Genomic DNA, 12,876 nt, shown 5'->3' with positions numbered 1-12,876 from the left:
TAAGCGGATTCTTTAAGACGTTCTTGTGCCTTTTATCGGGCTATGGGTCCGTCTGATCTTTGTAGGCATGTCGCATCGCGTGGCATGCCTATTTTCTTGAGGACGTCACGAGAGGAGCGGGTGGTTAGCGCCGGACCTGTTTCTGACGGGCGACCGCGACCTTGATCATGGCGCGGTGCGCGATGGTTTCCGGGATTGCCAAGCCGCTTTTGCAGTCCTTTTCGGCCTCGAGCAGGATTTGCAAGGCACGCTGCAGGTTGTTGACCGCCCAGTTATTGAGGTTGGCGCGGAACTGATCGGCGGCCTTGAAAAACAGGGGCGGGCGCAGTGATTTCATCGCCTGGTTGGCGTCCATTCCCTGAGACACCTGTCCTTTGACCAGATGCAGCTTCTGGAAATAGCTGATCATCATGCGAAGGGCCCCGACCGGGTTGAGGCCTTCTTCGACCAGCCGGGTGAGCGCGGCATCCAGATTGACGACATTGCCCTGTGAAACTGCCTGAATGACATCGTCATAGTGTCGAGCGGAACTGTCGCCAACGCAGGCCATGGCGTCTGCCAGCGTGACCTGACCGTCCTTAAGCGCATAGAGGGCGAGCTTTTCAAGTTCGCTTCGCGAAATCATGCGGTCCGAGCCGAGATTGGCGACCAGATAGCTGGTGGCATCGCGGTCAATGCGCAGTTTGTGTTCTTCCATGATCGAATGGATCAGGCTTTCAATATCGCGCGCGCCGTCGGCATAGCAGGGCAGGGCCATGCCATTGCCGGCCTTTTCAACTGCCTGGCGCAGTTTGGAACGGGTTGGAAGGCTTCCGGCCTCAATGACAATCAGGGCATCGCCGGCCGGATCACCGAGAAAATCGGCAATGACAGGGGCCTGTGCATCACCAATATCACGGAGTCGGATCACACGCCGCCCGCCACCAAAGCTCATGGCGGCGGCTTCATCACGCAGACGGCCGGCATCTTCTTTCAGCTGGGCGGTGCCAAGCTCGATGACGCGGAAGGGGTCCTTGAGATCCTCGACCACGGTCTTGGCCAGCCTGATGGCGCGTTCGCGCACAAGGCCTTCGTCCTCGCCATAGATCAGAACGAGCTGGGCCTTCGCATCCGGGGCGCGCAAGAAGTTTTCAACCTGTGCTGCCTTGAGCTTCATGATGCGCCTTGTGGTTCTTTAGAGGATTAGTGTGAGTCGCGTGAACTGAGAAGGTTATTGTGAGCGCAGGCCAATCGCGACTTGGTTGGCCAGTTGCTGTGCCAGATTGCGTGCGGCATCCTTGCGTGCAGCATCTTCGGCCTCGATGCTGGCGAAATCCGAATCGACGATATTGTAGCTGGTTCGGGCGCGGACCGTACCGCTCCGGAGTACTTTGGTATCCGATCTACGTGTCACGGCATAGGTCGCGATAATCTGATAGTCGGCGATGGTTGCTTCGTTGTCCTTGGTGAAGCCCTGTTCACTTGTCGATTCGGTCAAGGTAACGCTCAGGTCATAAAGAGGGTTTAAACTTTGCCCGCGCGGGGTGAGGGTTTCAAGCAGGGCATTGCGGGTTAATTGACCGACCCGATCATCGATCAACTCGACTTTTACTTGCGCCATATTTGCAGCGGTCTGGTAGTCATCACCCGCCGTTGCATAGAGCGGGCGAAATCCGCAGGCACTGAGGGTTGTCAGGGCCACAAGTGCGAGAATCGGAGCAATCGCGCGCAATGTCATTCAATCAAACCTTCTTTGTCTTTGGTACCGGACCTGCCGAGTGGATCATGATCAATCCGTCCCTGACGCCACAATAGTTCGGTTCCGATAAAAGGGCAAAACAGACTTAGACTGTTCAGGAAGGAAATATAGAGCCCATCATTTTCTGGCGCGTGTTGCACCTCTTTAAACATCTTGCGCAACTCAGCCACAGCCAGATTGTTCTTGCCGTTCTGCACGGCATCACTTACCGCATCTCGGGTTTGAAAGGCTGTCGCATCATATTTCGGACGTGATTGCGTTTCGCGCCAGACATCCCGCAGCCAGCGCCAATGGCCAATCAGGCTATGTTGCGTCAGGTGTAGGGGGCGGCTTGCCGGGACATCGGCAAGCAGTGCGAGTGTCATGATATCAAGGCCGACTTCCCGATAGAGCTGTTCGCCCTCTTGTGCGATCCCCTCGCTCGTAACTTTGGCCGAGTGTCCGGGCATCGCATCAGAACTCTCGGAACCTTCGGCCGCGTGTTGAACAACAGATCCGCAGAGCACAGCGCGGAATGTACCCAGACTCTTGTGCATCGCTTCAAACAGCTCATGACGCTCGGCTGATACAAGAAACCCCCATTCGCGTTGCAGCGCATGGGGGTTGTATTCTGGCGATATGTAAGGTGTGCCTTTCGACATTAACCTTATTCGGCCGTTGCACTATCAATGCGAAGCTGACGTGCACGAGTGAGAATGGCATCTTCCATGGAGGTTACCGTTCCCGGCTCAACAACTGCGTCCTGCCACTGGTTGGGACCAACACTGACCTGGCGGAAGACGGAAACCTTGATGGCATCTGAACGAAGCGCGGTACCAAGGATGTAGGCGGTCAGCTTGAAACGCTCGTCCGGGGACTCGGGCGGTGTGTACCAGTCGGTAATGATGACGCCGCCAAACGGGTCTGCAGAATTAAGTGGCATGAAGGAGAGCGTATCAAGTGAGGCACGCCACAGGAAGCTGTTCACGCCAATCCCTGAACCACCGCCTTGCTGCGCGTCTTCTCCACCAAAAATATTGAGCCCTTCGGAGCCAAACAGACCGCCGCGTTCTTTTTCGTCGGCGCGTGTCATGGTTCTCCCGTTGACTCGCTCGTCCGTATTGGCCGATCCCGGAAACTGATCATAATCAACGCTGCCATAGGAACATCCGGCCAGCACCAAAACGATTGCCGCCGCAGAAATCTGCGATTTGAACGAAGAAAAGGTTATCATTTCCGGCCTTTAGACAAATGTACTTCAGAAGCAGAACCATATTTTGCAGCGAATATAGGGTGGAATTTCACGATGAGCAAAGAAAACCGGTGTGTTTTTTTTGCCACAGTCGAGCGGCAATGTGCCATTTTGGTCACAGCTTTGGTTGACGCGGCAGATATTTAGTGGCTCCATCCTTTTCGAACCGGGCGGCAAAAGCTGTCCAAATATTTGTATTGCGTAAAACGCATTCAAAGACGTTGAGGGAAAAGATGAAAAAGATTCTGGTAGCTTCCAGCGCACTTGTCGCTGTTGGTTTCGCAGGCGCAGCTCAGGCTTCTGAGCCGATCAGCCTGTCCGTAGGTGGTTATATGGAACAGTGGGCCGGTGTTGCTTCGCAGGACAACGCATACGAGTCCCGTAACGCTTTCCAGTCTGACACCGAAGTTCACTTTGCTGGTTCGACCACGCTTGATAACGGCATCGAAGTCGGTGCGAAAATCGAACTCGAAGGCGAAGAAGCTGCTGGTGCACAGGTTGACGAACAGTACCTGTACGTCAACGGTGGTTTCGGTCAGATCAAACTCGGCGCCGAAGATGGCCCGCAGACCGATATGCTCACCGTTGCTCCGTCGACCGGTCCGGTCAACGCTCAGGATGGTGACCTTGGCAACTGGGTAAGCCTTTCTGACGCAAACATCACCGCCAACATCTATGGCTACAGCGATGCCAAGAAAGTAACCTACTACACCCCGGTTCTCGGTGGTTTCCGTGCAGGTCTTTCTTACACCGATGACGACACCTCGGAGCACAACGACACCGCTACCGCTGGTGACGCACGTTATGCTGTTGGCGTAGAATACATCGGTGATTTCGATGCCGTTTCGGTTAAAGTTTCCGGTATGGCTGAAGGCGATGCCGACGATGGCCGTAACTACCATGTTGGTGCAAACGTTGGCTTCGGCGCATTCACCGTTGGTGGTTCATATGGTGCCGCAAACAGCGAATACCTCGATGGTGGCGCTAACGCAACCAACGGCGATGCTTTCGGTTATGACTTCGGTGTTGGCTACGCAATGGACGCCGCAACCGTAACCCTCACCTACTTCTATGGTGAAGACGAAAACGGTTCGGCAACTGCTGAAGACAGCCTTTCCAACCTGCACCTCGGCCTGAGCTACACCCTCGGCGCTGGCGTGACCTGGAAGTCCTCGGTCTTCATGTTCGACAACGAGCGTGGCACGACGGCTGCTAGCGACGACAACGACGGTTATGGTGCCGTTACCGGTCTCGCACTGTCCTTCTAATCCTCTCTGGATTAGTTGAAGAATTGAAGGGGGCGGATATCCGCCCCCTTCTTTTTTGTGCCTAATTTAATCGTATTTGATGTCAAAACGGCTTTCCGTAACCACACAATGTCGCGTTGTTGTCAGAACGCTCGACGATCCACCTCCTCGTGGTTCGCCCTCCATTTCCTGCCTCTCCCTCCCGATCATGGTTAGCGTTGGTCGGTTTTCCCAACAATCCCGGCTATTATACAGTGACACTCGCAAAGCTGTGCCAAGCCGGTTTTAGCTCCTCTGCGTGAGATCGCTCGCGTAGCGAAAGACCAAAGGGTGCTAAATCTAACTGTTTCATGAGTTGCCAAGCTTGATTTCTGTGTGGGTTAACGTCGCTTGTGATAAGTGACTGGAAGTCACAATAGGTGACAGGTCAGACAAAGAACAGTTGAGGGGAAAGTTGTTAATGGCTAGTCGGCATATGTAGATAGAGACTGAACACAGTAAATAGAAGGCTTATAGAGATGTTGTGTTGCAAATGAGCAACGGTGCATCATTTAAGTGACATTTAGTCATTTATAGTAATTGACCAACGGTCACCTTGAGTGTTTTATCACCCTCGACAGATTGAAGGGTCGCTCGGTTCATCCCTTCACTCCATCAACGTCATTCTATTGAGGGTTAAGATGAAAAAGATTCTTTTTGCTTCCAGCGCGCTCGTCGCTGTTGCCGCTGCAGGCACCGCACAGGCTTCTGAGCCGATCAAACTTTCGGTCGGTGGTTACATGGAACAGTGGGCTGGTGTCGCTGACCAGGATGTTGGCGAGTCCAAAAACGCCTTCCAGTCCGATACCGAAGTTCACTTCTCCGGTGCGACCACGCTTGATAACGGCATCGAAGTCGGTGCAAAAATCGAACTCGAAGGTGAAACCTCGGGCGATCAGATCGACGAACAGTATCTCTATGTCAGCGGCGGTTTTGGCCAGGTTCGTCTTGGTAAAGATGACAGTGCTGCGGACGCAATGGGTGTGACTGCACCGTCCGTCGGTCCGGTTGGTGTCAACGATGGCGACCTGACCAACTGGGTTGACGCGTACCTGATCGACACCGTTCCGTCGAGCGGCGACCAGAACCGCCTGACCTACTACACCCCGGTCTTCGGTGGCTTCCGCCTTGGTGCATCTTATGCAGATGACAGCCAGCGTAACGGTTCGAACAACTATAACGGCACCGATGGCAACGGCGACGAAATCGTTTCCGCAGGTGTTGAATTCCGTCATGACTTTGACGGTATTGCGCTTGGTGTTTCCGCAACCGGTGAAAACTGGGGTGAAGGCAACTGGTATGGCCTTGGCGCGACCGTTGGCTTTGGCAACTTCGTAGTTGGTTCTTCCTGGGGCCACATCGAAGACGATTACGCACAGGGCGAAAACTCCCGCACTGCTGGCGACACCGACAGCTACGACATTGGTGTTTCCTATGCAATGGACGCAGCGACCGTTTCGCTGTCCTATGCATACTCCGAGTATGGCAACCGCACCGACGGCAGCACCACCACTTCTGGTGAAATCAGCACCGTTGACCTCGGCATGGCCTATACCCTTGGCGCAGGCGTAGCATGGAAATCGTCGATCTTCTGGTTCGATGACGAAGCCGACAGCGCAAACATCGCCGACAATGACGGCTTTGGTGCGGTTACCGGTCTCGCACTGTCCTTCTAATTCTTCGGAATTATGCAAGGTTTCGAAAGGGTGGCTTCGGCCACCCTTTCTTTTTGCCTAAGTGAGCCTTGGGCCCAAGAGATAACGGCACAAAATCAGGCGTCAGGTAAGCCCCAGATCCTGGGCGATTGCTGTGGCAATCGCAGCGCGCTGATCATGCAGCTTTGCAACGCAAGGTACCGGGGTATCCGTGATAAGGGCCCGCGCAAGATGTGGATCGCTTTTTTCAGGAATGTCAGGCAGTGCGGAGATGGGGAGATCAAGACTGCCCATACAGCCGATCTTGCCATCAGGTGTCGCACGCAGTTTTGCCAGCCCACACGGGGCGGTGCAGTGCGGTCCTTCGAAATCACTTTGCCAGACGCGCAGGTTTTTGTGGCGTCCTTGCAGGGTCTTGGCGTCAGCAGAACTGTAAATGCCAAATCCCGGTGTCTGGAACAGTTTGGAGATATGAGCCGGGCCGCTATCGGCCACGACAAGATAATCCTGTTGTCCGACAAACGTGACCAGGTCACCAATCGTTTTGAAGCCCTCAAGGATGCGAATGTTTTTGCCTGACAAGGCGCCAAGGGCTGTCTTATAGGCCTTCATCACCCCCTGATAGGCATTCAGAACAATGGTGATTTCGTAATCCTGTTTGGACAGCATGGCGGTGATTTCGCTGATCAGTTTGGGTGGTAGCGTGCGCAGTGGCGATGACGCCATCGGGACAATGCCGATCTTAAGTCGCGTTTCTGTTGGTAGATGCCGTTCTTCAAGCGGTATGGGCGGAATGCCAAACGCTTCGCAGAGGGCTTCTTCCGGATTGACCGGCATGGTCGCGATATCACGCCAACCTTCCATTTCACTGAGATCAATGACGTGATCAAAGCGTTTGAGCTGTGTGCTTGAGATAAACAGCTGGAAAATCTCGATATCAGGTACCAGCGCAAAGATGTCCGACGCGCTGCCAGCGTTAAGAACCCCGATCCGGATATCTTTAAACTTTTGCTTGAGCGCACGGAAAAACAGCGCCATGCCGACACAATCGCCAAGCGCATCATCGGGGATGAGGAAAAGGACGGATTTTCGCGAGAAATCCGGTTCACCCCAGCTGTCACGTGGCAGGACCTGAAACCGATAGCTGTCTGACTTGATCTTGACCCCGGGCGCGTTCGCCAGAACCTGACGACGCAGCAGGGACGTTGTCCGGGTGACATAGATCGGGCTGTTATCGGATGCTTGTGTCAGGGCAGGACTGACATTGGGCAGACCAAACTGAAACGGTTGTTTGGATGCAAAACGGGTGAATTTCTTGCGGGATGGGTGTGGGGCCCGGGGCATTTTGCGGGAGAACTCCGGTCAACGGGATGGCGGATGGCTGATACCAGAAAACCCGATCCCGGCGACCGAGGCAAGGGCGGACGTCCGCAGATTTGCGATTGTTTGCGCAGTGATCCCGCCCAGTCCAATCGGGGTCATGCCGGCCTGTTGGCACATCCGGGTCGTTTGGCGGATTTCAGCCCATGACATTGGTGCTGCGCCCGGGTGGCTCCGGGTTGGAAAGATCGGGGAAATCAGGACACCATCGGGGCGAGTTGACTCCGGAAGCAGGGCCAGTTTTCGGATTGTTTGCAGTGAGTGGCAAGCCGAAGTGCGCAAAAACCGAGCCGGGAGTTGCCGATAGATACCCGGGTCTGTGAGCGCGCGGTATTCGGGGAAATGCAGGCCATCGGCATCGAGCCTGAGCGCGAGCCCAACGTCATCTGCCACCAGAAAGAGGATACGCCTTGCGCGGCAGATCGCGCGCAGCCTTGTTCCGAGTTTCGCGCGCTGTGGATGATCGTAATGGCGAAAAATGACCATGCTGTCGCTTGGCAGGGCGCGGATGGCGGGTTCCGGATCGGGCAATCTTTGGTCATCGGTCATCAGCACAATCGGCGGAATCGGGCAATTCGGGCCACCATTACGCAGATTGAGCCTGCGTGCCTGCTTTAACAGGGCCTTATCCATTGATACACTCCCGACTTGGCAGCTATACCTGCCGTTCCTGAATGCGTTACCGATGAAGGACCACCCGCCATGAGCAGTCATGATCTGTCATCTGATAAAACCGATGTGGCAGCCAACCTTGCCGAAATCCAGAGCAATATCAATGCGGCATGTGACGTGGCCGATCGTGATCCGAGTGACGTGACGCTGGTCTGTGTCAGCAAAAACCACGATGCGGATCATGTGCGCAAGGCATTGGTGGATGGCCGGCGGGTATTTGGTGAAAACCGTGTGCAGGAAGCGGCCGGTAAATGGCCGGGATTGCGCGCGGAATTCCCCGATATTGAGCTGCACCTGATCGGGCCGCTTCAGACCAACAAGGTCAAGGATGCCTTGGCCCTGTTTGACGTGATCGAAACGGTGGATCGTCCGAAACTGGCCAAGGCGCTGGCCAGGCAGCGCGATAATACTGGCGCCTGCCCGGATCTGTTCATTCAGATCAATACTGGTGAGGAAGAACAAAAGGCGGGAATCGCGCCAAAAGATGCCGATGACTTCATCAAGATGTGTCGCGAAGAGCTTGATCTTCCGATTATTGGCCTGATGTGCATTCCCCCGGTGGACGAAGAGCCGGCCCCGCATTTCACCCTGCTTGGCAAGATCGCCGATCGCCATGGTTTGAAAATCAAGAGCATGGGCATGAGCGGTGATTACGAGGCCGCGATCCGGTTTGGCGCTACCCATGTGCGGGTTGGCACGGCTATTTTCGGATCCCGAGGCTATTAAACGGCCTTTGGGGCGATATTTTGGCTGTCTAATCTGTTTTCGAGGCAAAAAACTGCAAAAACGCGTGCGTTTCAGGCGGTTTTTACGCATTTAACGAGGGTTTCTGCAGTTTGCCCCATGCTGTGGATAATCGGCCCAAAGACATAGACGCAGCAACCCGACATCCGTGACAAAAAAATCCCGCATCGCCGGGATTTTCTTTTTTCAGGTCCTAAAACCATCGTCTGATCAGGGGATCAGCTTGTAGCCACCCGGTTCGGTAATCAGGATCGCTGCGTTTGACGGATCCTTTTCGATCTTCTGGCGCAGGCGATACACATGCGTTTCGAGCGTATGAGTCGTTACACCGGCGTTATAGCCCCAGACTTCATCAAGAAGGGTTTCGCGGCTGACCGGTTTGTCGCCCGCCCGGAACAGGAATTTCAGGATCGAGGTTTCCTTTTCCGTCAGGCGGACTTTTTTCTCGGTCGCGGTTTCGATCAGGATTTTCGCACTGGGCTGGAAGCTATAGGGGCCGATAACAAAGACGGCATCCTCGCTTTGTTCATGCTGGCGGATATGGGCGCGAATACGGGCCAAAAGCACATTCAGGCGGAACGGTTTGGTGACATAATCATTGGCACCCGATTCCAGGCCCAGAATGGTGTCCGAATCGCTATTGGCACCGGTGAGCATGATGATCGGTGATTTGACATTGGCGCGACGCATCAGCTTGCAGACATCACGGCCATCCATATCGGGCAGGCCAACATCAAGCAGGATCACATCGAAATAGGAATCCTTGGCAAGATCGAGCGCTTCCTTGCCGCTGTTGGCAACCACGCATTCGAAATCTTCATGAAGTCTGAGCTGTTCCGTCAGAGACTGGCTGAGCGCTGCATCGTCCTCAACCACCAGAACCTGTTTACCTGTCGACATTCACCATCCCTTGCTGCTTGTCAGATCCGCCGTCATATCCGGGGTCTGCGCCTGATGTTGATTTTACCGGGTTGTTTTAGTGGCGCTTTCGGGTCCGGCCCGCCATATATGCAGTATGCATTGTTAAACCTGACCACAGGATCAGCATCTTAAGTTGTATTTTCAAGAACAAACTGTTTTCGCATTGGTCCTTTAACTCCTGACCAACCCGGATTAGGTAGTAGGGGCGATTTGTCTAAAACGTGATGTCGTAAAATCTTGAAAGATGCGCGTCTTCCTGCGATTTTGCGCATCACCAATTGCGCCGCCTGATGCGCTTATATGAATTAAACCGGGTCTTTATCCAGCCCCATAGCCACCAGATCGCGATGTTGTGATCACAAAGACAAGATGCCGATGACCCAAAGCTCCGCCGTGACGGCCCAAAATGACAGCAATCTGATCCCGGCGACCGATCTGGTGACGGTTTCCCGCGCTGTGGCAGATTTGCGCCGTGGCGAGATCGTTCTGGTTCAGGGGCACGACAATGGCGAAGCCCACAGTGTGGCGGTGATTGCGGCGGAGCCGCTTTCCCAGCATGGTCTGGAACGTCTGTGCGACATCGCCGGAAACGATACAGCACCAGCAATTGTGATCCCGCGTGTGCGCGCCAAATCGCTTGGCCAAGCGTGTAAAAATGACCCGTTCATTGCCTTTGTTAGTGCTACGCAATCGGGCGTGGACGCCGATCGTCTGGGTGAAATTGCCAATCCGTTGCTTGATCTGGATGCGCTTCCCGATGGTGACTGGCGCCCCATCAGCATGGCCGAACATGCCGCCATCCGGTTGGCAAAGCTTGCGCGCCTGTTGCCTGCTGTTGTGACCGTGCCGGTCAGTGCCGATCAGCTTGAAACGCTGGCGCGGGCGCAGAATTTGCTGGTTTTGCAGTCTGAAAGCATCAATGGCTATGAGAATGCCTCTGCCGCATCCTTGCGCCAGGTCAGCGAAGCGCGCGTACCGCTTGAAGATGCCGAAAACGTCACCGTGATTGCGTTTCGCCCGGAAGATGGCGGGCAGGAACATCTGGCGATTGTGATTGATGAACCGGTCCGGGACAAACCGGTGCTTATTCGTCTGCATTCTGAATGCTTTACCGGCGATCTGATCGGGTCGCTGCGCTGTGACTGCGGACCGCAGCTGCGTGGTGCGATTTCGGAAATCGCCAAAAGCGGGCAGGGCGGCGTTGTGCTTTATCTGCGTCAGGAAGGGCGTGGCATCGGGCTTGTGAACAAGTTGCGCGCCTATGCCCTGCAGGATCGGGGGTTTGATACCCTTGATGCCAACGAGGAACTTGGCTTTGACGCCGATGAGCGCGTGTATCGCCCGGCAGCCGAAATGCTGCGTCAGATGGGCTTTGAAAGTGTGCGGTTGTTGACCAATAACCCCGAAAAGCTGACCGGGCTTGAAAGCTGGGGTGTTACGGTTTCCGAGCGTGTCCCGCACAAATTCCCGTCCAATGGTCATAACGAGTTTTATCTGCAGACCAAAAAGGACCGGGCGGGCCATTTGTTCTAAGCCGCTCTTATAAGCTGCGAGTCTTGAAGATGCCGATGCTACCCGGCAGAAGATTCCGACAGGCAAGTCTGGCGAAATTCTTTCCCAAGAAAATTACGATAATTCAAAGCGTTAGCGCGCACTAAAACTGGCACTCCTTTTGCAAAATAGATCGCAAGAGGAGGACAGACATGTCGATTGGTGAGAATTGGCGGCAAATTTCGCCCGGTAACGTATCTGGTGGCGCAGGTGGCGCGAACGGTCTGGCAGACAGCAAGTTTGCCCAGTCCAATGCGGCCGATCAATTGTCGGGCAACGGCGAAGGCCGGACATTCTCGCAATACATGTTTGGCGAGGACGGTTTCGAGTTCACCGATGTCCTCGATGTGATCAATCCTTTGCAACATATTCCCGGTGTCGGGATGATATATCGCTCGCTCACCGGGGACGAGATCGGCAATGGCGCGCGCGTCGCGGGCGGTGGTCTGTTTGGCGGGGTGTTTGGCCTTGCCGGTGCGGCAATTGATGCTGTGGTGGACGCCGTCACGGGTGACGATACCGGCAGCCACGTCATGGCCTTTGTTGAAGACAGTTTTGGCGGCAGTGGCATCGACGATGGAACGGCGGTGGCTGATGCGACGGCTGCAACCAAAAACCCGCAGACAACCGTGGCGCAAAACGGTGCCTATCAAGGCGATCTGGTTCTGCCATGGATGAACGGCTATCAGGCCAACCCGGCCAGTACGGCCGAACAGGCGACCATCGTGCAGTCCGCCCCGACCACACCGGTTGATCAGACTATGCTGGCCTCGGCCGATGCCGTGGGCAGCGTTGGCGTTCGGGCATCGGATTTGAATGTGCCGTGGGCGCAAGGTATGCAGGCGACGCAGGGCGTGCAGGCAACCCAGGTTGCGCAAGCCAGCCAGAATCCGGCAAACCCGACAGCCGCCGCATCCCAGCCGTCCGCGCAACCCGAGGCGGAACTTGCCTTGGCTTCTGCCGCAGCGACCCAGGCATCCGATCCGGCAGAACTGACTGTTGCCATGGCCTCGGCCGGAACCACCAACCCGGTTTCGACTCTGAGCCAGACCATATCTTCAAGCTCGGCTGCGAACGAACCGGTGCGTCGTCCGACTCCCAAAGATGCTGATACCGTCTGGGGACGAGCAGCAAGCAGCGGGAGATTCAGCCGCCAGACCAATCAGTTTGCCATTTCTGCTGAAATGGCGGCCCATGAAACCAAGTATGCCAAGATAAACGCGGTGAAGGCCGAAGCTGCTGAACGAAAAGCGTCCGAAATTCAGACGACGTCAGCGGATGGCACGCCCCTTTCGGCGGCTGAAATGGCCGCGCGCTTTAACGCCGCCCTTGGCCGTGACAAGGCCCAGACCATGGCCGCAGATGCGGTTGCCGGCAACAATGCCGTCGCCGATGATCGCCCGGCAAAGGCCTATGGCGGATATGATGTTGCCAATGCAAATCGTGAGGGCGGATCTGCCATGCCGGCCAGTGCGCCAGCTGAAGATGATCCTGCCAACCATCCCCTGTTGCAGCAGGCGACGAGTAACATGAACGGCGATGCCCCGGTGGGGGCATGGTTCAGCCAGACGATGATGGATGGCCTGAAAAAATATCAGGCGATGCAGCAGAACCCGACACAGTCTGGAAACGCCATCTGATAAGCCACGTTTCGAAATCAAAACAAAAAAGCCCGCCGGGTTCAACCGGCGGGCTTTC

General features: G+C 55.3%; 12 protein-coding genes. 5 read left to right on the top strand and 7 right to left on the bottom strand.

All coding sequences use genetic code 11. The features are described from left to right. Positions 1–124 precede the first annotated feature (124 nt). The 4 genes from holA to AUQ43_RS15260 are packed head-to-tail and all read right to left on the bottom strand — an operon-like array spanning position 125 to position 2,810. Positions 125–1,156 carry a DNA polymerase III subunit delta gene (gene holA, locus AUQ43_RS15275; protein WP_062957053.1) on the bottom strand — a complete coding sequence of 344 codons (1,032 nt, stop codon included), beginning with the start codon at positions 1,154–1,156 and terminating at the stop codon, positions 125–127. A 54-nt stretch (positions 1,157–1,210) separates the two neighbouring features. After that, positions 1,211–1,717 (bottom strand): LPS assembly lipoprotein LptE, encoded by a 507-nt coding sequence (gene lptE / locus AUQ43_RS15270; RefSeq protein WP_062957052.1) that lies wholly within the window; start codon positions 1,715–1,717, stop codon positions 1,211–1,213. Further along, positions 1,714–2,379: a hypothetical protein gene (locus AUQ43_RS15265; protein WP_062957051.1), complete on the bottom strand. Its 666-nt coding sequence runs from the start codon at positions 2,377–2,379 to the stop codon at positions 1,714–1,716. Before AUQ43_RS15265 ends, lptE begins: the two co-directional genes overlap by 4 nt. 5 nt (positions 2,380–2,384) lie before the next feature. Beyond that, complete coding sequence (locus AUQ43_RS15260) at positions 2,385–2,810, bottom strand: DUF3576 domain-containing protein (RefSeq protein ID WP_369813472.1); 426 nt, start codon at positions 2,808–2,810, stop codon at positions 2,385–2,387. A gap of 392 nt (positions 2,811–3,202) precedes the next feature. Here AUQ43_RS15260 and AUQ43_RS15255 point away from each other — a divergent pair, with 392 nt between their 5' ends. Beyond that, the gene (locus AUQ43_RS15255) at positions 3,203–4,237 is read left to right on the top strand and encodes a porin (RefSeq protein WP_062957049.1); all 1,035 of its coding nucleotides are present in this window, start codon (positions 3,203–3,205) and stop codon (positions 4,235–4,237) included. 659 nt (positions 4,238–4,896) lie between these two features. After that, a complete protein-coding gene (locus tag AUQ43_RS15250) occupies positions 4,897–5,931 on the top strand; it encodes a porin (RefSeq protein WP_062957048.1) in 1,035 nt (344 codons plus the stop codon). 102 nt (positions 5,932–6,033) lie between these two features. Here AUQ43_RS15250 and AUQ43_RS15245 read toward each other — a convergent pair whose 3' ends face one another. Next, positions 6,034–7,254, bottom strand: coding sequence for a glycosyltransferase family 9 protein (locus tag AUQ43_RS15245; protein WP_062957047.1), 1,221 nt, complete (start codon positions 7,252–7,254; stop codon positions 6,034–6,036). Positions 7,255–7,272: 18 nt separating this feature from the next. After that, a complete protein-coding gene (locus tag AUQ43_RS15240; protein WP_062957046.1) occupies positions 7,273–7,923 on the bottom strand; it encodes a thiamine phosphate synthase in 651 nt (216 codons plus the stop codon). Positions 7,924–7,992: 69 nt separating this feature from the next. On the opposite strand from AUQ43_RS15240, the gene AUQ43_RS15235 reads away from it, so the two are divergent. Then, positions 7,993–8,688 (top strand): YggS family pyridoxal phosphate-dependent enzyme, encoded by a 696-nt coding sequence (locus tag AUQ43_RS15235; RefSeq protein WP_062957045.1) that lies wholly within the window; start codon positions 7,993–7,995, stop codon positions 8,686–8,688. A gap of 228 nt (positions 8,689–8,916) precedes the next feature. On the opposite strand, the gene AUQ43_RS15230 is transcribed toward AUQ43_RS15235, so the two are convergent. After that, a complete protein-coding gene (locus AUQ43_RS15230) occupies positions 8,917–9,606 on the bottom strand; it encodes a response regulator transcription factor (protein ID WP_008888737.1) in 690 nt (229 codons plus the stop codon). A 396-nt stretch (positions 9,607–10,002) separates the two neighbouring features. Here AUQ43_RS15230 and ribA point away from each other — a divergent pair, with 396 nt between their 5' ends. Then, the gene (gene ribA / locus AUQ43_RS15225; protein ID WP_062957355.1) at positions 10,003–11,160 is read left to right on the top strand and encodes a GTP cyclohydrolase II; all 1,158 of its coding nucleotides are present in this window, start codon (positions 10,003–10,005) and stop codon (positions 11,158–11,160) included. Between the two features lie 170 nt (positions 11,161–11,330). Continuing rightward, positions 11,331–12,818: a hypothetical protein gene (locus AUQ43_RS15220; RefSeq protein ID WP_062957044.1), complete on the top strand. Its 1,488-nt coding sequence runs from the start codon at positions 11,331–11,333 to the stop codon at positions 12,816–12,818. Positions 12,819–12,876 lie beyond the last annotated feature (58 nt).

The sequence above is a fragment of the Thalassospira sp. MCCC 1A01148 genome (assembly GCF_001613795.1).
Taxonomy (GTDB): Bacteria; Pseudomonadota; Alphaproteobacteria; order Rhodospirillales; family Thalassospiraceae; genus Thalassospira.
The sequence above is the reverse complement of the archived record's forward strand: the minus strand, read 5'-3'. Positions and strand labels throughout refer to the sequence as shown.

Excerpts from the sequence above, each read along its gene's own strand:
- AUQ43_RS15230 (WP_008888737.1), bottom strand. The coding sequence starts at position 9,606 with ATGTCGACAGGTAAACAGGTTCTGGTGGTTGAGGACGATGCAGCGCTC.
- holA (WP_062957053.1), bottom strand. The coding sequence starts at position 1,156 with ATGAAGCTCAAGGCAGCACAGGTTGAAAACTTCTTGCGCGCCCCGGAT.
- ribA (WP_062957355.1), top strand. The coding sequence starts at position 10,003 with ATGACCCAAAGCTCCGCCGTGACGGCCCAAAATGACAGCAATCTGATC.
- AUQ43_RS15220 (WP_062957044.1), top strand. The coding sequence starts at position 11,331 with ATGTCGATTGGTGAGAATTGGCGGCAAATTTCGCCCGGTAACGTATCT.
- AUQ43_RS15260 (WP_369813472.1), bottom strand. The coding sequence starts at position 2,810 with ATGACACGCGCCGACGAAAAAGAACGCGGCGGTCTGTTTGGCTCCGAA.
- AUQ43_RS15245 (WP_062957047.1), bottom strand. The coding sequence starts at position 7,254 with ATGCCCCGGGCCCCACACCCATCCCGCAAGAAATTCACCCGTTTTGCA.
- lptE (WP_062957052.1), bottom strand. The coding sequence starts at position 1,717 with ATGACATTGCGCGCGATTGCTCCGATTCTCGCACTTGTGGCCCTGACA.
- AUQ43_RS15255 (WP_062957049.1), top strand. The coding sequence starts at position 3,203 with ATGAAAAAGATTCTGGTAGCTTCCAGCGCACTTGTCGCTGTTGGTTTC.
- AUQ43_RS15250 (WP_062957048.1), top strand. The coding sequence starts at position 4,897 with ATGAAAAAGATTCTTTTTGCTTCCAGCGCGCTCGTCGCTGTTGCCGCT.
- AUQ43_RS15235 (WP_062957045.1), top strand. The coding sequence starts at position 7,993 with ATGAGCAGTCATGATCTGTCATCTGATAAAACCGATGTGGCAGCCAAC.
- AUQ43_RS15265 (WP_062957051.1), bottom strand. The coding sequence starts at position 2,379 with ATGTCGAAAGGCACACCTTACATATCGCCAGAATACAACCCCCATGCG.
- AUQ43_RS15240 (WP_062957046.1), bottom strand. The coding sequence starts at position 7,923 with ATGGATAAGGCCCTGTTAAAGCAGGCACGCAGGCTCAATCTGCGTAAT.